General features: G+C 44.4%; 20 protein-coding genes. All 20 read right to left on the reverse strand.

Annotation, left to right across the window (positions count from 1 at the left end):
• Positions 1–22: 22 nt before the first annotated feature.
• The 20 genes from HQ43_RS07850 to HQ43_RS07950 all read right to left on the reverse strand — a co-directional run bounded on the left by HQ43_RS07850 (position 23) and on the right by HQ43_RS07950 (position 20180).
• A complete protein-coding gene (locus HQ43_RS07850) occupies positions 23–538 on the reverse strand; it encodes a dihydrofolate reductase (RefSeq protein ID WP_036791886.1) in 516 nt (171 codons plus the stop codon).
• Positions 535–1329 carry a thymidylate synthase gene (locus HQ43_RS07855; protein ID WP_036791888.1) on the reverse strand — a complete coding sequence of 265 codons (795 nt, stop codon included), beginning with the start codon at positions 1327–1329 and terminating at the stop codon, positions 535–537. Before HQ43_RS07855 ends, HQ43_RS07850 begins: the two co-directional genes overlap by 4 nt.
• 9 nt (positions 1330–1338) lie before the next feature.
• Positions 1339–2034, reverse strand: a complete 696-nt coding sequence (locus HQ43_RS07860) for a phosphatase PAP2 family protein (RefSeq protein WP_036791891.1) — start codon at positions 2032–2034, stop codon at positions 1339–1341.
• Positions 2035–2047: 13 nt separating this feature from the next.
• Positions 2048–2857: a tetratricopeptide repeat protein gene (locus HQ43_RS07865; RefSeq protein WP_052103153.1), complete on the reverse strand. Its 810-nt coding sequence runs from the start codon at positions 2855–2857 to the stop codon at positions 2048–2050.
• The gene (locus HQ43_RS07870; RefSeq protein WP_081964572.1) at positions 2854–4701 is read right to left on the reverse strand and encodes a BatD family protein; all 1848 of its coding nucleotides are present in this window, start codon (positions 4699–4701) and stop codon (positions 2854–2856) included. Before HQ43_RS07870 ends, HQ43_RS07865 begins: the two co-directional genes overlap by 4 nt.
• An 11-nt stretch (positions 4702–4712) precedes the next feature.
• The gene (locus tag HQ43_RS07880; RefSeq protein ID WP_036791900.1) at positions 4713–5435 is read right to left on the reverse strand and encodes a tetratricopeptide repeat protein; all 723 of its coding nucleotides are present in this window, start codon (positions 5433–5435) and stop codon (positions 4713–4715) included.
• A gap of 9 nt (positions 5436–5444) precedes the next feature.
• A complete protein-coding gene (locus tag HQ43_RS07885) occupies positions 5445–6476 on the reverse strand; it encodes a vWA domain-containing protein (RefSeq protein ID WP_036791903.1) in 1032 nt (343 codons plus the stop codon).
• Positions 6477–6490: 14 nt separating this feature from the next.
• Positions 6491–7474 carry a vWA domain-containing protein gene (locus HQ43_RS07890; RefSeq protein ID WP_036791906.1) on the reverse strand — a complete coding sequence of 328 codons (984 nt, stop codon included), beginning with the start codon at positions 7472–7474 and terminating at the stop codon, positions 6491–6493.
• The gene (locus tag HQ43_RS07895; RefSeq protein ID WP_036791909.1) at positions 7471–8478 is read right to left on the reverse strand and encodes a hypothetical protein; all 1008 of its coding nucleotides are present in this window, start codon (positions 8476–8478) and stop codon (positions 7471–7473) included. The genes HQ43_RS07890 and HQ43_RS07895 overlap by 4 nt, the downstream gene beginning before the upstream one ends.
• Positions 8479–8546: 68 nt before the next feature.
• Positions 8547–9413 carry a DUF58 domain-containing protein gene (locus HQ43_RS07900; RefSeq protein ID WP_036792812.1) on the reverse strand — a complete coding sequence of 289 codons (867 nt, stop codon included), beginning with the start codon at positions 9411–9413 and terminating at the stop codon, positions 8547–8549.
• A 55-nt stretch (positions 9414–9468) separates the two neighbouring features.
• Positions 9469–10467, reverse strand: a complete 999-nt coding sequence (locus tag HQ43_RS07905) for an AAA family ATPase (protein ID WP_036792814.1) — start codon at positions 10465–10467, stop codon at positions 9469–9471.
• Positions 10468–11331: 864 nt separating this feature from the next.
• Positions 11332–11520 (reverse strand): hypothetical protein, encoded by a 189-nt coding sequence (locus HQ43_RS07910; RefSeq protein WP_036791914.1) that lies wholly within the window; start codon positions 11518–11520, stop codon positions 11332–11334.
• Between the two features lie 24 nt (positions 11521–11544).
• Positions 11545–11922, reverse strand: a complete 378-nt coding sequence (locus tag HQ43_RS07915) for a putative signal transducing protein (RefSeq protein ID WP_036791917.1) — start codon at positions 11920–11922, stop codon at positions 11545–11547.
• Positions 11915–13342: a protoporphyrinogen oxidase gene (hemG, locus tag HQ43_RS07920; protein WP_036791920.1), complete on the reverse strand. Its 1428-nt coding sequence runs from the start codon at positions 13340–13342 to the stop codon at positions 11915–11917. The genes HQ43_RS07915 and hemG overlap by 8 nt, the downstream gene beginning before the upstream one ends.
• 13 nt (positions 13343–13355) lie before the next feature.
• Positions 13356–13931 (reverse strand): crossover junction endodeoxyribonuclease RuvC, encoded by a 576-nt coding sequence (gene ruvC / locus HQ43_RS07925; RefSeq protein WP_036791923.1) that lies wholly within the window; start codon positions 13929–13931, stop codon positions 13356–13358.
• Positions 13924–14238, reverse strand: a complete 315-nt coding sequence (locus tag HQ43_RS07930; RefSeq protein WP_036791926.1) for a DUF4286 family protein — start codon at positions 14236–14238, stop codon at positions 13924–13926. Before HQ43_RS07930 ends, ruvC begins: the two co-directional genes overlap by 8 nt.
• 9 nt (positions 14239–14247) lie before the next feature.
• Entirely contained in the window at positions 14248–14541 is a 294-nt protein-coding gene (locus tag HQ43_RS07935; RefSeq protein WP_036791929.1) for a PG0541 family transporter-associated protein, read from the reverse strand.
• The gene (locus HQ43_RS07940) at positions 14538–17678 is read right to left on the reverse strand and encodes an efflux RND transporter permease subunit (protein WP_036791932.1); all 3141 of its coding nucleotides are present in this window, start codon (positions 17676–17678) and stop codon (positions 14538–14540) included. The genes HQ43_RS07935 and HQ43_RS07940 overlap by 4 nt, the downstream gene beginning before the upstream one ends.
• Before the next feature lie 24 nt (positions 17679–17702).
• Positions 17703–18713 (reverse strand): efflux RND transporter periplasmic adaptor subunit, encoded by a 1011-nt coding sequence (locus HQ43_RS07945; RefSeq protein ID WP_036791935.1) that lies wholly within the window; start codon positions 18711–18713, stop codon positions 17703–17705.
• A 30-nt stretch (positions 18714–18743) separates the two neighbouring features.
• Positions 18744–20180 (reverse strand): TolC family protein, encoded by a 1437-nt coding sequence (locus HQ43_RS07950; RefSeq protein WP_161785898.1) that lies wholly within the window; start codon positions 20178–20180, stop codon positions 18744–18746.
• Positions 20181–20414 lie beyond the last annotated feature (234 nt).

The following is a 20414-nucleotide window of genomic DNA, read 5'->3' on the forward strand; positions in this document are numbered from 1 at the left end:
GGGTAATGAGTCTGTTGTGCAGTTATTGCTTGCGTAAGAATTTACGGAACGTGATATTGTAGTGATTTTTATCGTCTTTCGGATGATGAACAGCAGATACTTCCGTCCATTCGTCCGATAGAGGGGGCATAAAAGTATCTGCTTGGTCGAAAGTGGCATCCACTTCTGTGATGTACAGCGTATCGGTCAGAGGAAAAGCTTGCTTGAATATGTCTGCACCTCCGATGAAGAACAGCTCCTTTTCGTCCTTGCAAACAGATATTGCTTCTTCTATCGAATGTACTATCTCACAAGATGGAGCTGTATAATCTTTGGAGCGAGTGAGTATGATATTCCTTCTTCCGGGTAATGCTCCATTGGGCAAACTTTCAAAAGTTTTTCGTCCCATGATGATAGGATGCCCTAACGTTGTCTGCTTGAAGAAGGCAAGGTCGGCACGGAGAGAGCGTCCCCAAGGCATATCTCCTTGTTGTCCTATCTCTCTGTTCAGCCCCATGGCTACAATCATCGATACGAGAGGGGAGTGTTCATTCTTCATACTGCAACGTCTCCTTTTATTGTGGGATGTGAGATATAGTGTTCTATTGATATGTCTTCAAAAGTAAACCGATCCAACTCTTTTATTTCCGGATTGAGACGAAGGGTAGGAAGAGGATAAGGATCTCTGGAGAGCTGAAGCTTTACCTGCTCCAAATGGTTCAGATAGATGTGTGCATCTCCCAATGTGTGTACGAAGTAGCGAGGTGTCAGCCCTGTAACCTGTGCGACCATACAGAGAAGAAGCGCATAGGAGGCGATGTTGAAAGGAACGCCCAAGAACAGATCTGCACTCCGCTGATAGAGCTGCAAGCTCAGTTCGTTACCGGAAACGTAAAACTGGAAGAAGGCATGGCAGGGGGGCAACTTCATATCGGGAAGATCGGAAACATTCCAGGATGATACGATGATGCGTCTGCTTTGAGGATTCTCTTTAATATCTCGTACGGCTTCTGCAAGTTGGTCTATCTCTCCACCATTATAATCTCTCCATTTGCGCCACTGTTTGCCATAAATTGGTCCGAGATCTCCATTTTTATCAGCCCACTCATTCCAGATGCGAACATCATTGTCTTGCAGATATTTTACATTGGTGTCTCCTTTGATAAACCAAAGCAGCTCGTGTATGATAGACTTGAGGTGCAGCTTCTTTGTGGTAACAAGGGGAAATCCCTCTTTCAGATCAAACTTCATCTGATGTCCAAAGGAACTGATAGTGCCGGTTCCGGTTCTGTCTTCTTTTCGAGTTCCGGTATCAAGTACCTCTTGTAGCAGATTGAGATAAGGTTTCATGGCATGATACTAATAGTAAAGGGGGAATAATATGGGAGAGACTGTCCAAAGCCCGATGTAGAATAACAGCAACATATATCCGAATACTTTGGTCATGCCGGACGGCTGAATGTAGGGGATCTTTGCCTCTTGGGAGGAGAGCTTCATTACTCGTTTTCTCAGGAAGATGTATATGGCATAAACGAGAAATGCGATGGCAACACCGGCTGCTATGCCCGGAATGACATCCGTAATAAAGTGTACGCCAAGATAGATCCTTGAATAGGCAACGGTAAGCCCGGTAAGAATGGCTATGATGCTGTAAAAACGGTTGCGCCAAAGCAGTGCGGTAAAGCAGGCAAAGGATAGAAAGTTGGTGCTATGCCCGGAGATAAAACCATATCTACCGCCTCGATAGTCGAGTACAGTGTGTACCAGGTCTGCCGTCAGCGGATGATGAGAGGGGCGAAGACGTCCCACCCAAGGCTTAATAATATGTGAAGAGAGTTGATCTCCTATGAGAATAAGCAGGGAGAGTGCCAGAATGAGCAGCAGTACCTCTTTGTAGTTTTGCTTGTAACACACAAGGAAAAGATAGATGGCACCAATAAAGATCCATGGAAATTTATCGGATATCATGTACATCACTCCATCCAAATATGGAGTATGCAGACTGTTTAACCAAAGAAAGAGATCCTGTTCTAATGGAACCAATTGTTCTATCATCGTAGCCGGGTGTTTAGTTGCTTTGTATAAGGTTGGAAGGTAATATCTGTTCTATATCCGAGCTTTTCAGCCAGCCTCTTGTTCCATCCGGAAGCGAAACTTCCGTGTAGCCGTTAAGCTCTTGAAGCCAGGTAACTTTTATCCCGTTGTGAATGATGGATAGATTTTCCGAAGCATTGTCCGGTGAACTTTTGAGAGTAACCACTTCTGTCGTGATGATGGCTTTGGTTTCATCGTAGATTACCACCGATGCTCGCCATGCAAGAAGGTTAAAAACAAGAGTGAGAGCCAGGGAGAGAATTGCTCCGTAAAAGAACAGTCTCTTTTGCAGAGGCAAACCATTCTTGAAAAAGAAGAGGATCCCCAAGATGCAGACTCCCAAAAAGAAGAGAAGAGCCAGTATCATCCACGTGGAGATCTGTGCCGAGAGAGCTATACTGTCAAGGATCTTGTACACAAAAGGAGTTTCCGTGTCCACGATTTTGTCCAATGTGCGGCTTTGAGCAATCTTGAGATTGTGTAGAGCATCCTTATCTCCGGGTTTTAGTCTTAGCGTTCGCTCAAAGTTCAGAATAGCTCTCCCAATATCTCCGCTCTTGAAATAAGCACAACCAAGATTGTAATACAACTCTGCGGTAGGCGTTGCTTCGGATTCGATGATTTGGGTATAAATCTCTATCGCTTTCTCAAAGTCGGTCTGTGAATATGCGGTATTCGCTTCATCAATAAGCATTTCTTGCTGCGCCTTTGCTCCTAACGTCGGAAGACAGAGCAGGATCATGAGCAGCATTGAACGAACATGGAGTATATAGGTATGCTTCATCTCTTTTTTATTTCTTCGATTTGTCCGATAAGTGAAACGCACTGTCTGTACAGCTCTTCCCGTTGGGAGATAGACTGATCTTGTGCATAGCGACTGAACTCAAGCTGAGAAAGCAGGCTGACAGTCTCTTGTTGGAGCTCCTTTGATGCTCCAAAACTTAAAAGTTTCTCCTCCGCAGTCTCTTTGCTCCATGTGGACATGGGGATATTTAGCTTGCTTCCAAGGTAATCTACCATACCTCTAAGCAGTGTCTCATAATATTCGTCGGAATCTCCTCTCTTTAGACTTTCTTCTGCTTGCTTTAGCCATTTTCTTGCGACACTGCCTGCTCTTTTACTGCGATAAGCCACATTATCTGTCTTTTCGTTGTTCTTTGATCGGAGTATAAAGAATATCGCTATTGTCAATAGGACGATGGCAATATAGGAGAGGATGTACCCTATCCTGTTTCGAGAGGGTAATGTATGAGCTTTGGAAGGTAGTTTTTTAATATAATGGATATCCGTGCTGAGTATTGAAGCATCTTCGTTCTGTGTGAAATTGGATACAGATGCTACCTGAGTACCATCCCCTTTATCGACATGAAGCTTGAAAGGCTTGGAGGAGATTGTCTTGTACTGACCTTGAGCCGGATCGAAGTAAACCAAACGTATTGCCGGTATGGTATAATCGCCTTGAGAGCGAGGAACGGCAAAGTATGAGACTTCTCTCTGTCCCGAAGCACCCGATTCGGAGATCGTGATATCCTGATTTTCTTGAGGGTCGTACACTTCAAAGTCTGTAGGGAATACAGGTTTGGGTATATCCATCAACTTCAGGTTGCCTTTCCCAGAAACTTTTACGACAATCTTATAACTTTCTCCCGATTTAATTACAGACAGAGGAGCGGACGCGTCCATGCTGAACTGTCCTATGGCTCCATTGAATCCTTCCGGAACGGGTATCGGAAGAGGTTTGACCTTTATTCGTGTTGCTTGAGAGCTAAAAGTTTTCTCGATATTCTGATAAGATCCCAGATAATTCCCGAATATTGCATCCATATCATCTTGAGCTCTTTGGACGGGAACGGATACGGTCAAGTCGAATTTCCCAACCGGAATAATAAGTTCCCCTGATCTTTGAGGAGTTAGGAAGAACTGTTTTATGATACCGGTGAGATAAAGTCGTCCGTTATACTGTTCTGGCGTGAGCTGAATCTGTCCGGGACTTTCGATAGATTGGGAAAGAAAACCATCGAATTCCGGAAACTTTACATCGTTAAAGCTGAAATCATACAGGGAATATATCTTGAAAGAGGCAAGGAAACCCTCTTGTTCATACATGGTTGTCTTGGATAAGATAAGCTTGAAAAACACTCCCTTATTCAAGTCTATATGCTTTGTCGATCCGTCTGCAGCTGTTGTTTCCGAGCCTTTTTTAGTATCTGCCGGAAAGACTTTGAATGTTTGAACCGCCGAGTTATAAGTAGCAGAACCGACCTTGACAGAGGCTGCCGGGATCTTAAATGTCCCTTCTTTTTCTGCCATAATCATGTATGAGAACGAAGAGAAAGAGGAAGACTCTCTTTTCCCATTGGATATAATCTGTCTTTCTCCCGATGCAATGGATGGACCTAATATGATTTTCAAGGAAGGATCTAAGCTTCCCAACTTTATTCCTCTTGCTTTTGCATCAATCGTAAAAGAGACTTTGAATGGCTCTCCAACACGTGGTGCGGACTCGACATCAACGGAAAGCTTTAGGCTTTTACCGGAAGTTCCATTCTGTGATACAGCTATGGTCGTTGTCAATAAAAGAACAATGGTAAGACCCCATTGTAGCATTCGGGTATAATATCTGTTCATGAGTCAAATGCTTACCAGTTTTTATCTGCTCGCTTTCTGTTTGCGTGCTGACTTTGAGCTTTGTTTACCTTCTCTTGAGTTTTCTTCTCATCTTCAAGGAAAGCTTTCAGGATTTTTTCGGCATTATCTTTAGACATCTTCTCCTGAGCCTCTGAGGGTTTTTCTTGAGCGCGATCTCTCTTATCGTTCTCTTGCTGATCCTCGTTGGGTTTCTCCTTATTCTGATTTTGCTCCTTCTTATCTTGTTGTTCCTGATTCTTATCCTGGTTTTCTCCTCCGCCCTTATTCTCTTGTTGCAAGAGCTTTTGTGCAAGGATGAGATTGTATCGGGTATCGTTGTCTGTCGGTCTTGCTCGCAGGCTTTCCTTGTAAAGCTCTATTGCCTCTGCATACTTCTTCTGAGCCATGAGCATTACCCCGATATTGTGATGCACATCGGCAGAACTGTTGCCTCTCTTTACCACTTCCGTTAATCTTTTATACAGATCGAAAGCTTCCTCTCCTCTTTCTGTTTGGAGCAGGGTTGCAGCCAGATTGTACATGGCAGTGGAGTCTGTTGGAGCGATAGAGAGAGCTTTTCGATAAGCTATCTCGGCATCGTTATAGCTCTCTTTTTGGAAGGCTTTATTCCCTTTTCTAACCTCTTGTCTCACTTTCCTTTGAGCAAAAGTTGTGTTGGAAAAGCCGAATGCCAGTACTGTGGATGCAAATATGTATAGTATTATCTTTCTCATTTCTTAGTCTCATTTTTTTGCAGAATCGAAGAGATTCACTCTTTTTATCCATCTGTTCTTCCGGTTGAGATAGATAGATTCCACGATTAGAAGAAGAAGAGCCGGAAGAAGAAACCAAGCAAACTTTTCGTCATAAGTAGAGTAGATTGTCTGCTTAAAGTCTGCCTTTTGCATCTTTTCCAAAGCTTTTGTCAAGACAGATACCGCTCCAGATACATTTGTTGCACGAACATAAAGTCCGTTTCCTGCTGATGCCAATTCTTTTCCGAGTTCGTCATTAACCTTGCTTATTACCATCTGCCCTTCCGCATCCTGTACATATCCTTCTCCCGGAATTGAAATAGGACCACCGTTATCGGATCCTACTCCAATGATATTGACTGCAATCCCTTTCTGAGCCAATTCTTTTGCCATGTCTACCGCTTTTTGCGAATGGTCTTCCACATCGGAGATTACTATTACCGTGCGTCCGATCTTCTCATCTTCGGATGTAGAGAAACTTCGAGAAGCAAGTCTTAGAGCATTGGCTATGTCTGTTCCCTGATCCGGCATGATTTCCGGAGATGCGTGTTCCAAGAACATCTTCCCGGAGACTATATCATTTGTAATGGGGAGTTGAACATAAGCCGAAGAGGTAAAGAAGATAAGTCCGAGCTTGTCTTCAGTCAACTTATCCGTTAATCTGGAAACAATATTTTTTGCAATAGAGAGTCTTGACGGAGCAACATCTTGTGAGAGCATGGAGTTAGAGAGGTCCAAACAGATCATTACCTCTATACCTCGTTTTTCTATAGTCTCTTCTTTGGTTCCCATTTGAGGACGAGCTGCTGCAAGAACAAGGAGTGTTGCCACCGAAAGAAGCATAAAGTCTTTGTTCATTCGCCTTCTGAGAGAAAGATCCGGCATTAGTCGACGAACCAACTCATACTCTCCAAACCGTTTGATATTCTTTCTCAGAGTAACGATGCGATAGAGAGAGAAGAGTCCCAATACTATTATCGGAACAAGCAGCCACAATATTTCGGGATGTAAAAATCTCATATCTCTAAAATGGTTTATGGTACTACTCTAAAGATGGTTATACGTCCCAGTAGAGCAAATACGAGGAAGAACAAAGCACCCAATACGAAAGGCATAAACAGTTCTCGCTGTACTTTTATAGTATCGACCTTGATTTTGACTTTTTCCAGCTTGTCTATCTCATCATATATACCTTTAAGTTCTTCGTTGTCGGTGGCTCTAAAGTATTTTCCTCCGGTATTTTCTGCAATGTGTCGAAGTGCCGGTTCATCTATATCTACCTCGATATTTTGGTATTGGAGACCGAACATTGTCTGAACCGGATAGGGAGCAGTGCCTTTGCTGCCCACGCCTATCGTATAGACTCTTACCCCAAGAGCTTCTGCCATTTCCGTTGCAGTCCTTGGCGATAAAGCCCCCCTGTTGTTGGCTCCATCCGTTAGCATGATCACCACTTTGGATTCCACATCCAAGTCTTTCAGCCTTCCCACTGCCGTTGCCAGTCCATCTCCTATCGCAGTACCGTCATCAATGATACCCATTTCAAGAGCATTGAGCAGGTTCAGCAGGGTGGCATGATCCGTAGTCATGGGACACTGCACATAACTTTCGGCTGCAAAAGCCACCAGACCGATATTATCATTGGGTCTGTTATTGATAAAGTGCGCGGCGACTTCTTTTGCCGCTTCAAACCTGTTGGGTTGCAAGTCTTCCGCCAACATACTTGTAGAGATGTCCATAGCCATCATGATATGGATCCCTTCGGTACTACTGGTCGTGCTGGAGTTGAACAATCGGGGCCTTGCCAGTGCTATCACACCGGAGGTATAAGCCAACATCAGGCAGATCATCGGCAGATGGCGGAGAGATACTCTCAGTCCCGGCTTTATCTTCTTCAGATTACGCAAAGAAGAAAGGGTAAATGTTGCAGGTCTTACACGCTCTCTGTAGATATAGAGAGCCACGAGAGCCGGGACAGCCAACAGGAGTATGAAGTATAGAGGATGTGCAAAGGTCATGACTCAGATCTGTTTTCTGTTTTGGACATATCTTCTTTCTCTGCACGAGCTAGCTCTTCAATATAAGCCTTATGCTCCTCATGTAGATCGTCTATAAACTTATTGGAGGCATTGACAGATCCTATATTTTCGGACTCGCTCGGTTTATACTTTGCAAACTTCACGAGATCTGCTTCGGAAAGCAATGCTCTAAGCTCTCCCACATGTTCGTGCTTTACCTCTTTGCGAAGGGACATCTGCTCTACGATCTCCGCAGAAGTCTTATCCATTGTGGATAGTCCCAATGTCCTTTCAAGGTAGCGTCTGATGGTGTCGGAGAGTATCGTGTAGTGCTCTTTTACGCTACCTTGTCTCCACAGCTCCGCTTTTCTCAGCTCTTCCAGTGTGGATTTCGCTTCTGTATAAGGGTCTGTAACGGGGATATCAGGAGGAAGAGCTACTGCCGTCTTTCTTTTTCGAGCAATGTATATTACCAGAAGAACCACTGCGGCAATGAATAGAAGAGAGCTTGCAAGCAGATAGAGAATCCAGAGATAGTCTTTCCACACGAAAGGAACTTTCCAATTCTCTTTTATGCCAAAGAACTGATCCGGCTTGCTGACATCTACCGGAATGTTTGTAGCCTGAAGCAGGGGAGCCTCTTCTTGCGAATAGACTTGGTTGTCCACCAACACATCCACAGGCTTTACCTCGTAAGTGGCAGAGTCGAAAGCCGTAACGGGAACAGTGTAAATGCGTTCTGCAATATCGTCGCTGATCATTGAGGAGTCTTTCAGAACAGGGGCAGAGAGCACCTCGACACCATTCAAAAGCGCATTTTCGGGCAGATTGATATTGACTTTAGCACCCTTGGGAGTATATACTTTGATGGTCAGCACACTCTGTTCTCCAACCAAAATGGAGGCAGGATCTATACTTGTAACCACTCTCACACGGCTATCCGTACTACGGAGAGGCTCTTGGGCTACTGCTTTTACAGAGAAGAGAAGCAGTACAAGAAGCATAAGTAGCGGTTTTGTACAGGGTCTAAAAGTATCTTTTGTCTTGCAAACGTTCATCGTATCGCTTTATGTTATCTTTTTGCAAACAGTTGTAGCAGTCCCGGAACATAGTCTGCATCCGTGAGCATGGTTACATGTCCGATGTCATACTTGTTGAGCATCGTCTCTATACCGATGGTCTGCTCTTTCCATCTGCGTGCAAAGCTTTCGCGGGTCTTTCGGTTGGATGTGTCTATCGTTCTCATCTTTCCGGTCTCCGCATCTTCCACCCGAACCAAACCCACATCGGGCAGATTCGCCTCGTGTCGGTCATATACCCTGATCACTCGCAAGTCATGCTTTCTTGCTATAAGAGAGAGGGCTGTTTCGTAGGGATTTTCATCTATGAGGTCGGACAGCAAAAAGACGGAACACTGCTTCTTCATCATGTTTCGGATGTAAGAGAGTGCGTGCTCTATGTTTGTCCCTTTGCCTTCCGGCCTTAGTGTCAGTATCTCACTAAGTATGTGGAGGACATGCTTCCGTCCTTTTCCGGGAGGGATAAACTTCTCTATCCTGTCCGAAAAGAACAGCACGCCCACTTTATCATTGTTCTGTATGGAGGAGAATGCCAAAGTTGCTGCCACTTCGGCTATCAGCTCCCGTTTTGTTCTGCCATGGGTTCCGAAGAGGCCGCTGTTGGAGACATCCACCATCAGCATCAGAGTCAACTCTCTCTCCTCTTCAAACACTTTGACGAACGGTCTGGAGTATCTGGCTGTAACGTTCCAGTCTATATCCCTTATCTCGTCTCCTTCTCTGTATTCTCGTACTTCGCTAAAGACCATACCGCGTCCTTTGAAGGCGGTATGATACTCTCCCGCAAAGATGTTGCTGGATAGTCTTTTTGTCTTTATCTCTATGCGACGGATACGGCGTAAGAGATCTTCCAATTGAATATGTTCGGACATATCTCTGGTTTTCTATGGGAATCTAACCGATAGAGCGGCGAGGTTAAGGGACTTGAACTTTGTCCAATATTTCGTTGATCACCTCTTCTGTCTTGAGGTTGTTCGCTTCCGCTTCGTAAGAGAGCGCTATACGGTGGCGAAGAACATCATGACACACTGCACGTACATCTTCCGGAATGACAAATCCTCTCCTCTTGATGAAGGCATAAGCACGGGAAGCCAACGCCATATTGATGCTGGCACGAGGAGAAGCTCCGTTGGCTATCATGTTGGAAAGGGTGTTGATGCCTGCTTGAGCCGGGAAGCGGGTGGCGTGTACAATATCCACGATGTACTGACGAATCTTTTCGTCCATATAGACTTGGTGTACAATATCTCTTGCATGAGCAATATCCGATATGGATACTACCGGAGAGATGCTCTCTTGCTCCGCCAACATCTGGCTTTTGACAATCTCTTTTTCTTCCTCTTTGTCCGGATAGCCTACGGTAACTTTAAGCATAAAGCGGTCGCTCTGCGCTTCCGGAAGAGTATAAGTACCCTCTTGGTCTATAGGGTTTTGCGTTGCCATCACGAGGAATGGAGAGGGTAGCTTGAATGTCTCTTCGCCTATCGTAACCTGCTTTTCCTGCATTGCTTCCAGAAGTGCACTCTGAACTTTTGCCGGAGCACGGTTGATCTCGTCCGCAAGGACAAGGTTTGCGAATATCGGACCCTTCTTTACGCTGAACTGCTCATTGCGTTGGCTGTATATCTGCGTACCGATAACATCGGCAGGAAGAAGGTCGGGAGTGAACTGAATACGGCTGTAATCTGCATTCATTAGAGAAGCAAGGGTCTTTATGGCTAACGTTTTGGCCAGACCGGGAACACCTTCCAGCAGAATGTGTCCATCTGCAAGCAGACCTATCAGGAGGCTTTCTCTCAAGTGGCGTTGCCCTACAATCACTCTGCCCATCCCGTTATTGAGGGCTTGGATAAATGAAGATTCTCTCTCTATAAGCTCTGTCAGAGCACGTACGTCTACCGTATTTGTTTCCATTGCAATATTGTCTGTTCTTATATTCTCTGTTACGTGATAGCCCATTCTGAATATCTGAGGGCTTTAACGCACAAATATAGTGATAATCATTCACATTTTCGGTATGATTTCTGCTCGGGAATAGAACATTAAATCATTATGAAAGCTTAAAAATAGGTCTTATTGTAAAACCTTTTGAAAAGGGTATTTTTATATATTCCATCCCGAAAAATGCTCACTTTTTTCTCGCTCTCTATTTTGATCGGAGGGGTCGTTTCCGGAGCACGACCGAATTGTTAAATTCGGGCTGTTTTATTAACAGAAATTCCGATAGCTATTAAGCGAAAACGCTAAACGAGCATATTGTTTCGGCTTAACGTGTTTAATTTTTCAATGAACACGTTTACCGATTTCATTTAATACGTTTACCGGATTCGATTAACGTGTTTAGAATTTTTACTTATAGTGTTGATAATTAGTGTTTTATCTGTTTTCTTCTCTTTTTTGCCGTTTTTGAGCAGAAAATCGCATTAGGATTTATTCACAGAGATGGGCGTTAAATTTTACACCAATTAACTCGAAAACAGCCCATCAAATGGACGAAGAAAAAATTTTTCCGAATTTGAGATTTTCAATAATAGATTGAAAACTATGTGATTAAGGTGGTGAACTGATCCGGTTATCAAAAATAGAGAAGCGCAAGAGCCACCTGAAAGGGGAAAATTCACAGCTCCGTTTTTATATAAAACATCCCGACTGAAGCCGCTCCATTTATAGAAAAAATCCTCTGATTTTGTATTGAAAATCACCTCTGCCCATATCGGAATATGAACAGAGGTGATTGACCTTTTTTAGCTTTATATTATCGGTTGGAAAACGGTCTCTTTAGGGGGATTTTTTCTTCGAGTTGTTGTAGATAGCCACCCCGATAAATGCTCCGCTCATCAGTATCGTCAATACGATAGGACCATCTATCTTCTTCGTATACATAAGGATATAGCCTACCATCGCAACCCATAGTGCAATGGCTACGGCTATGTGTAGAGGTTTGAGTTTCTTCCGTTTGGGTCTCATCTTTGGTGCAAGCGGCTGTTCGGCTTAAGGCTTTTCTGTAAGGACATAGATCCAATACAACACCACCCCGATGAGAGCAATGAGGATGTAAAACAGGGCATTCTTTACTCTGCTTCTCTTCTGTTCGGGAGAGAGATGCTCAAGAGTAACCCCTCCGACGGGATAGAGCTCGTGCCCGTAACCACTCTCTATGAGGACTTCTCTTGCTTGCTCCACATCTTCTTCCAGAACCATGACGGATATAACGGCATTGCCTTGATTTTTGCCAAGTATGGTGGTGCTCAGAAGGTTGCTCAGCATACAGCGGATACCTGCCATTTCGAGCTGCTGTTGCATCAAGACGGCTTGCTGTTCGGTATCTACATCGGCAATAGCCACCACTTTAGATCTATCTTTACTCATGAGTCTGTTTTGTTTTAGAGTATTGCGCGCCTAAGCGGTTTCCAATACTTCTTCCTTGCGTAATTCTGTTTGCTAAACCTATACCATCTCGGAGTCCTCCTGCCAACAGTAGTCCCGGAAAGTTTTCTTCTGCTTCCTTCACCAAAGGGAGAAGGTTATTCATGTGGAGCGTGTACTGTGGAATGGCTTTGGGATGCTTCGACACGTAGAGGAGAGAGGGCTTTAGCGAAGATGGTATGCCAAGCATACAGTAAAGCTCACCGAGTGCAGTCTCTGTGATCTCCTCGTTGCTCTGGGACAGAAGCTGCTCTCCAAAGCGCACTCCACCCATAAAGATAGTAAAAAGAGCACTATCCGGATGCGGTGTGCGTCCTGTAAAGGTGGATGAGGGAAAGAGTATGCCCAAAATCTTTCTGTTTTCAACGGGAGGGATGAGTCCGCCAAATGCTTTTGTGTTGATATGTCCGGGAAAACGGTCGAACCCGATAGAGACCTCTATCACAGGAGCATAGACCAGATTTTGCAAGGCATTCTTGAGAGGATCCGAAAGCCAAGGCATGAGAGAGGGGAGGGTATATGCCGGTACGGTGGAGAGGATGGATTTTGACCGGAGCGTTTTCTCCATGCCCGATGCTCTCTCCCGAATCTCCACTTTCCATATCTTTTGCGTGTTGTCGAATGCTATATTCAGAATGTCCACTCCCGTCTGTATCTCTCCGTTTCTGTTGAGTTTGCTCTCCAGTGCGGATATGAGGTTCTGAAATCCGCCTAAGGCAGAAAATACTGCCCTTGTGGCTTTCTTCTCTCTTTCGCTTTTGGGCGTTCGCATCTTCTTGATAGAGCCTCGGATGAACCCTCCATGCTCGGCATCGAGCCGATACAGCTTGGGAAATGCGTGCCTCACGATGAGGGTGTTGGCATCTCCGGCATATACACCGCCCACAAATGGCTCTACGGCATACTGTACAAACGATTTTCCCAGTCTTCTTTCTGCCAAGGAGGCAAGCGTTTCATCGGGATTGTTTCCTGCGGGTCGGAAAGGTTCTCCCAAGATTCTAAGCTTATCTTTGAACGAGAAGAGGGGAGTGAGCAAACCGGATACAGGTCCTGAGGGGAGGGGGTGGAACCTGTCTTTTTTCCATATCCAACGGTTGTTGGCAACACCGGTATGGGCGACCTCTAAATCTACTTCTCCGATAAGATCTTCAAATAGCTCTGCCACTTCGGGCGTGGCTATTGCTCCTGTATTAGGGCCTGTCTCGAAGGTGAATCCGTTTTGGGAGAGGGTTTCTATCTGTCCCCCTACTCGTTCTTCCTTCTCCAGTATGGCAAAGGAAACGCCGGCATTCACCAAACTATTCCCTGCGGATAGTCCTGTGATGCCGGCGCCTATAATTATAACGTCGTATTGTGATGTCATTTGTTTCTGTTTCTTATACTCCTCTTACTTTGTCGGGATTGTTTTTGATGTAGCTTTTCCAGTCGGAATTGCCTTTAGTGACCGTGAGTGGATTGGAGAGTTTCAGAAAATGGCAGTATGCAGCCGCCAGTCCGTCCGTTGCATCGAGCTGGGGCAACATCTGTTCGTCCGAAATGTTTAGCATGCTCTGGAGGAGCTTTGCTACCTGCTCTTTGGATGCAGAACCATTCCCGGTGATCGCTCTTTTTATCTGTAAAGGAGCGTATTCATGCACCGGAATGGACTTCGACATACATGCAGCAATGGCAACACCCTGTGCTCTCCCCAGCTTTAACATACTCTGAACATTCTGTCCGTAGAATGGCGCTTCAATGGAAAGCTCATCGGGGCGGTAACGATCTATGAGCGATAGGACGCCTTCATAGATCTTTTGGAGACGCACATACTGGTTTTCGTATTTGCTCAGCATCAGTACTCCAAGTGCGACAACGGATGCTTTCCTCCTTTTTACGGAAAGAATACCGTAGCCCATTACAACCGTTCCGGGATCTATCCCTATGATGATCTTTTCTTTGTTCGTGTCAGGCATCCCAGACCTCCTCTTGCATCAAAACAGAAAAAGGCATCACTTTTTGAGGATAGGCATCCAAAAGGAGAAGCAGAGCTTTATCCGTATGTTCGTTGAACTCGCTCAGCCTGTCTATACTCTTTATTTCGTATTGAAGGGCAAAGGCTTCTACATCTTCTTGTGGTGTGTGTACCCTCATGAGACGAGGGGTATCCCAGTGAGAGTAGCCGTTCCAGATGGGGATGAGAGAGGTCTTGATGTATTCCAAGACCTCTTTGCTCACAGCCTTACTGACGTGGAAAGTGATGTTGTAAATGTATTTATCCATTCGATCTGCTTAGATGGTCTGTTCTATATTCCACACAAAAGCTCTCAGTCCCTGCTGTTCAGCTCTCTTGTCTAATGCGTGCAGAGCATCAAGCAGAGGAGATACTTTGGTTTCGCTAACCATGACAAGCAGTGCTCCATTCAGAGTCGGCCACGCATGAGTTCCCATATGAGGCTCTCCAGTACGGGATCCCTCTCCTCTGACTTCCTCCCAATAGGTAAATCCTTTCAGATGAAGCTTGTCCAAAATATCCTTTATGAATTCAAAGTAGGCTTGATTGAAAGATATGAATACGGCTTTCATGCTTGTCCTGTTTTTATGATTCGAGATTCTTTTCTACCCTTAAGCTCTTTTCTGCGTTGGCGTTTAATCTTATAGCCACCCACTATGGTGTAAATCGTAGGAATAAGAACAAGTGTAACCAAAGTAGAGAAAGCCAATCCGGTAGCCACTGTCATACCCATGGACTGCCACATTTCGGATCCTTCGCCTATACCTATCGCCAAAGGAATCATACCTAACACTGTGGTTGCCGTAGTCATAAGTACCGGACGAAGACGAGACTCTCCGGCTGTAATAACGCTTCGGATGAGACCCATACCCCTTTCCCGGCAGAGACGGGTATAGTCTATGAGAACGATACCATTCTTTACAACGATACCGATGAGCATTATTGCTCCGATGAGTGCCATGATTCCGAGAGGCGTATTGGTAAGATATAGACCTAATATTACTCCCGTAAACCCGAATGGTACAGAGAACATAATGACGAACGGATCCATGAGACTCTCAAACTGTGCAGCCATTACAATGTAAACCAGAATAATGATGAGCACCATGAGTAAGAAGAGATCCTGGAAAGACTTTTGCTGATTTTCAAAAGCTCCCGCCAGCTTCCATGAGGTGCCTTCAACATCTCCAATCTCTTTCATGATACGGTTCGATGTTTCCACAAGATCGCTCAATGCATATCCTTTTGCAGGCATGCAGTTTACACTAACGTATCTCTCCCGGTCTTTTCTCTCGATGGATGGCGGCATGGACACTTCTTCCACTCGTCCCAAATCTTGTACCCGGATACCTGTACCCATTGGAGTCATGATCATAATCTCCATGATGGATTTAAGCTCTTTTCTAAATTCGGGAGAGTATCTCACTCGTATATCGTACTCATCGCCATCTTGCCTGAAGTACGAAGCAACAATACCATTCACTGCACTTCTAACCTGAGTGGCGGCAGTAGTTTTGGTGAGTCCGTACATCGCCAACTTTTCATCATCGAAAATCAGTCTGTATTCCGGCACATCTGCTTTTCTCGATATGGTAACCTGGCTTGCAACACCGGTTGCTCTCATCTTTTCTGCAAAAGTTTTAGCCAAATAAGATGTGTTCAAGAAGTCATAACCATATACTTCAAGGTCTACACCGTTTCCTCCGAAGCTGTTACCCATACCATTGGTTACCTGCGACTCTACAATCTCAGGGAACTGAGAGAGTTCTTTACGTATGATCTCCGTAAGTTCCAAACTGGATAACTTTCTGCTCTCATACGGGGTCATTGTAAACCATAAATTGGCTCCGCTTCCTCCGGCAGAGAACATAGCGGATCTTGCATTATCGTCTTCAGGTGCACCGACATTGTAGTTGATGATTTTTATATCATCCTTAAATCTTTCCCTTAGAGAGCTTGTATATTTTGATGTAAACTCTTTCACTGTCTCTGGATTTGTAGCAGGAGCAAACTGAATAGTAGCTGTAACAAGTCCTTGGTCTGCTTCCGGGAAAAACTCTGTTTTTAGTAAAGGAATCATCATGACAGATCCAAGGAATACGAGAGAAGATACTACAATGGTCAGTGTACGATGACGAACGGTGTATCCAATCGTTTTTGCATATATGGCAGAAATCTTATCTAAGAATCTGTTGATGGCACTGAATATTTTGGTATATGCCTTACTGTCTCTTGGAGTACGTCGTAGAAGGTTTGAACTCATCATGGGTGTCAGGGTGAGTGCCGCTACTGTGGAGACGATAAGAACGATACTGACAATAAATCCTAACTGGCGAAACATAATCCCCGTCATACCCTGTACAAGAGTAAGGGGCAGGAATACAGCCAACATGGTCAGTGTTGAAGCGACAACGGATATTGCTACTTCATTTGTCGCAAATATGGATGCCTGTTTTGGAAAACTTCCTTTTTCGATATGGGTGGTAATATTTTCCAAAACCACTATGGCATCGTCCACAACCATACCAATAGCTATGGAGAGGGCACTCATCGAAACAATATTCAGCGTATTGCCCGTCGCATACAGATATATAAAGCTTGCAACAAGAGAAATAGGAATAGTAAGAATAATAATGAACGTGGCTCTCCAACGTCCAAGGAAGAATAGTACAACCAATATAACCACAAGGAACGTGATGATGATAGTCTCCATCAAACTGTTGATCGTATTCGTAATATTGGTCGAAGTATCCATTACAACCTGGAGATTCACATCACTCGGAAGAGAAGCTTGTATATCGGGAAGCTCCTCTTTGATTTTGTTGGATACGGATACCGAGTTCGCGCCACTCTGTTTATAGAGCATCACGATACCTCCGCTTATTCCATTAGCATAGGATTGCTGATACTTCTCTTTGATGCTATCATCGACTCTGGCAACATCATAGAGATATACATTTTTCCCTTGGAAGTTACCAATGACAATATTCCTGAGATCATCGGAAGAGGATAGCTCTCCCTGTACACGTATGGAGTTGGTTTTGCTACCAATGTCTATGCTTCCGATAGGAACATTCTTGTTCGCTGCGGCAATCGCTTGGGCTATTGTCGAGATTGGGATATTATAGGCTTCCAGCTTGTATGGGTCGCAGTAAACCTGTATTTCTCGTGGACTTGCCCCGGCAAAGTTGACAGAACCTATGCCATTCACTCTTGCAAGTCTGTTCGTTACCTTATCTTCTATGATCTTATTGAGACCTACAGCACTCTGTTTTGCCTGTACAGAGATGAGCATAACGGGAATATCATCCGAACTGAACTTAAATATCAGCGGACTGGATACCTCTTTTGGTAGAATGCCCTTTACCGCATCGAGCTTATCCCGTATATCATTGGACGCAGCATCCAGATCGGCATCTTCTTCAAACTCCATTGTAATCACCACAAAATTGTCTTTTGAAGAAGACTTGATGTGTTTGAGTTGCGAGATACTATTAAGGGAGTTTTCGAGAGGTCGGGCTACGTTGTTTTCTATATCTTCTCCTCCTGCACCCGGATAGGATGCTACTACCATCACATTCTTGATCTCTATCTTGGGATAGAGGTCTATGGAGAGATTTGTAAGAGAAAAGAGACCCAGTATAGCTATTGCTACGAAGACGAGAGCCGTAGTAACAGGTCTCTTTACCGCACTACTGTATAAACTCATAAGACTATATTTTTAGGGGAGGAGTTAATACTCTACTTTATCACCATCTTTAAGATTAGTAGCACCTGCTGTTACTACTTTGTCTCCATTCTGTAAGCCTTCCAACACTTCATATTGGTTGCCATACAGATTTCCCAGCCGGAGATTTCTCTGAATAGCTGTGCCGTTTTCTATAATAAACACATACTTTTTGTTGGTACCGGCAAGCGTATTTACCGCCTTGTCCGAAACTAAAAGCACAGGCTTGGTACCGAAGTCCAATGTCGCTTTGGCGTACATCCCCGGACGAAGTTTCCGGTTGGCATTTTTGATTTCGATTTCTGTCTCGAATGTTCTACTCTTCGGGTCTATCGTAGGATATGTAAGAGCAACGACCCCTCCAAACTCTTCTTCCGGATAGACATCTGTTTCCAAAGAGACCTTGATGCCTTTTCGTATTTTCGAGAAATGTTTCTCGCTCACATTGATTCGCATCTTGAGCGGAGAGATCTGTTCGATGACCAAAATAGGTATCTGTGCAAACATGTCTCCATTGTCATAGTTCCTTTGTGTAACAACACCGGCAACGGGACTTGTAAGCATTGTATTTTGAGAGAGATTTTTGAATGCCGTACGTGTAACGGAGAGAGCTGTTTTCTTGGCTTCCCACTGCGCTTTGGAGATACCTCCGACAGCATAAAGCTCATCTATACGCTTGAAGTCTGCCTCCATGTTTTCGAGTTGAAGCCTCTGTTGGGTCATGTTAGCCTCATCAAGAGTTACCAATAGCTGTCCTTGAGACACATTTTGTCCCACTTCCACAAGGATTTTGGATATTCTGTTCGGAATTTGAGGAGCTATCTTATTGGTAACATACGCTTCAAGATTGGCGGTGAATGCCTCTGTAACGCGAACCGTATCAGGTACTACCTCTCCGACTGTTACCTTTTTTATGCCATTTTGATCCTGGTTCGAGTCTTCTGCTTTCTTACCTTCACAAGAGGCAAGGAATAGTATGTTAAAGAGCATAAGCCCGTACATAACTGTCTTTTTCATAGCGATTATCGTATATCGTTGCTTAAATTATTACTGTTCAATATCTCTTGTTTGGAAGTAGTATCCGTTCATCTTCTTTTTGTCTGCACTTAGGGAGAAGAATTCGTATATGATCTGCTGATAGTTCAGACGAGCTTGCAGCAGAGCAAGTTCGGCATCGTTCAGCTCTACCAAAGTGGATGCTCCGGTCTCGTATCTCTTTTTGGCTATCTGATACCCCTTTTCTGCCATCGTTACAGTATTGCGAGCACTCTGCATATTGGAGAATACACCTTCGAGCTTTTGGTTTAGGGTGATCGCTTCAGAAAGCAGATTGTTTTTCTGAAGCTCTCTTCTAAGCATCGCCTGATCCGTTGTCAGTTTTGCTTTTTTGAGTTTCATCAACCGCTCTCCACCGCTGAAGATCGGTATTTTAAGAGAAAGCGAAACGGCAGAAGATGGAGTCCATTGGTAATCTTTGAGAACAAAGGTATCGTCCATAGCACTTACCCTGTAATATCCCCCAAGAGAAAGAGAGGGTAGATATGCAGACTTTACCAGGCTTTCCTGTGTTTTTAGCATCTTTATCTGTTGGTCTGTTTTCTTAAGATCTATATTGTTGGAGATCATGGAGAGTACACCTTTCTTCATCTCCTCTGCTTCCATTGCCATTTCACGTTCCAAAAATCCCTCTTCAAGCGGAGAGATGGTTGTGGGAGTCTCTATATCCACACCCATGAGGATGTTGAGCATATACCTTGCAGAGGATACAGCGTTTCTGGATTTAACGAGATTTGGCTCGATGTTTCCCATCTGAACCTCCGCTCGTATCTTATCGTAGAGCGGGATGATGCCGGCTTCATACTTTTTTGAAGCGTCTTCGTAGGTGGACTTTGCGTAGTTCCAACTCAGTTCCATCACCTTAAAACTCTCTTCTGCAAGCATGAGAGCGTAAAAAGCCTTCGTTACATTGTTGGTAAGAGATACTTTCGATAGCTCGGACTCCAGCAGTGCGCTTTCCACCATTTGCTTGTTCAGCTTCAGGCTGTTCCAGAGTTGAGGCGCTATCAGAGGCATACCTATCGTAACACCGCCGTTGATGTTGTGTGTCCTTCCCACTTCTATCCCTTTGGAAAGATCCGGCATGCCGGGAAAAGAAGGCATACTGCCCTTCCCTCCCAAATACATCACCTGCTTCTTGATGGTATAGCCATAGTCTCCGGAGGCATCTATTCTGGGAAGGAGTGTTGCCCAAACGGATTTGCTGTCATACTTGCTCTTGAGTATGTCCATTTCGGAGATCTTTACCATAGGTCCTTTATCGAACGCTATCTCAAGAGCCTTCTCCAACGTCAGAGCCACTTTAGGGCTTGTGGCATTTTCTGTATCGGAGGCGGATTTTGTCTCCTGTGCCGATGTCTTAGCAAGACATATCGCGGAAAAGAGTAGGATTAAGACCCACTTCTTTTTAAGGTTTCCGGTTGCCATTGTCGTTATATTTTTCATGTAATGTTGATGTAAGCTAAAGATACAGCCGCTTACTCTCTGTCTTTACTTCTTTGGGGTCTGTGGACTAAGACGCATTGTGTCGTCATCTGAAGAGATCCTCACTACTCGCAAAGGTACTCTAAATATTGTTACGATGGTACACGAGAAACAGTGTTTAGAGGTAAATATTGAGTTTTTCCCGCATTCGGATTTAAGACCAAAAAAGGATAGAGA

Origin of the sequence: Porphyromonas canoris, from assembly GCF_000769115.1 — a bacterium.
Taxonomy (GTDB): domain Bacteria; phylum Bacteroidota; class Bacteroidia; order Bacteroidales; family Porphyromonadaceae; genus Porphyromonas_A; species Porphyromonas_A canoris.

Coding starts and splice junctions, on each gene's coding strand:
- HQ43_RS07850 (WP_036791886.1), bottom strand. CDS start 538: ATGAAGAATGAACACTCCCCTCTCGTATCGATGATTGTAGCCATGGGG.
- HQ43_RS07855 (WP_036791888.1), bottom strand. CDS start 1,329: ATGAAACCTTATCTCAATCTGCTACAAGAGGTACTTGATACCGGAACT.
- HQ43_RS07860 (WP_036791891.1), bottom strand. CDS start 2,034: ATGATAGAACAATTGGTTCCATTAGAACAGGATCTCTTTCTTTGGTTA.
- HQ43_RS07865 (WP_052103153.1), bottom strand. CDS start 2,857: ATGAAGCATACCTATATACTCCATGTTCGTTCAATGCTGCTCATGATC.
- HQ43_RS07870 (WP_081964572.1), bottom strand. CDS start 4,701: ATGAACAGATATTATACCCGAATGCTACAATGGGGTCTTACCATTGTT.
- HQ43_RS07880 (WP_036791900.1), bottom strand. CDS start 5,435: ATGAGAAAGATAATACTATACATATTTGCATCCACAGTACTGGCATTC.
- HQ43_RS07885 (WP_036791903.1), bottom strand. CDS start 6,476: ATGAGATTTTTACATCCCGAAATATTGTGGCTGCTTGTTCCGATAATA.
- HQ43_RS07890 (WP_036791906.1), bottom strand. CDS start 7,474: ATGACCTTTGCACATCCTCTATACTTCATACTCCTGTTGGCTGTCCCG.
- HQ43_RS07895 (WP_036791909.1), bottom strand. CDS start 8,478: ATGCTTCTTGTACTGCTTCTCTTCTCTGTAAAAGCAGTAGCCCAAGAG.
- HQ43_RS07905 (WP_036792814.1), bottom strand. CDS start 10,467: ATGGAAACAAATACGGTAGACGTACGTGCTCTGACAGAGCTTATAGAG.
- HQ43_RS07910 (WP_036791914.1), bottom strand. CDS start 11,520: ATGAGACCCAAACGGAAGAAACTCAAACCTCTACACATAGCCGTAGCC.
- HQ43_RS07915 (WP_036791917.1), bottom strand. CDS start 11,922: ATGAGTAAAGATAGATCTAAAGTGGTGGCTATTGCCGATGTAGATACC.
- hemG (WP_036791920.1), bottom strand. CDS start 13,342: ATGACATCACAATACGACGTTATAATTATAGGCGCCGGCATCACAGGA.
- ruvC (WP_036791923.1), bottom strand. CDS start 13,931: ATGCCTGACACGAACAAAGAAAAGATCATCATAGGGATAGATCCCGGA.
- HQ43_RS07930 (WP_036791926.1), bottom strand. CDS start 14,238: ATGGATAAATACATTTACAACATCACTTTCCACGTCAGTAAGGCTGTG.
- HQ43_RS07935 (WP_036791929.1), bottom strand. CDS start 14,541: ATGAAAGCCGTATTCATATCTTTCAATCAAGCCTACTTTGAATTCATA.
- HQ43_RS07940 (WP_036791932.1), bottom strand. CDS start 17,678: ATGAGTTTATACAGTAGTGCGGTAAAGAGACCTGTTACTACGGCTCTC.
- HQ43_RS07945 (WP_036791935.1), bottom strand. CDS start 18,713: ATGAAAAAGACAGTTATGTACGGGCTTATGCTCTTTAACATACTATTC.
- HQ43_RS07950 (WP_161785898.1), bottom strand. CDS start 20,180: ATGGCAACCGGAAACCTTAAAAAGAAGTGGGTCTTAATCCTACTCTTT.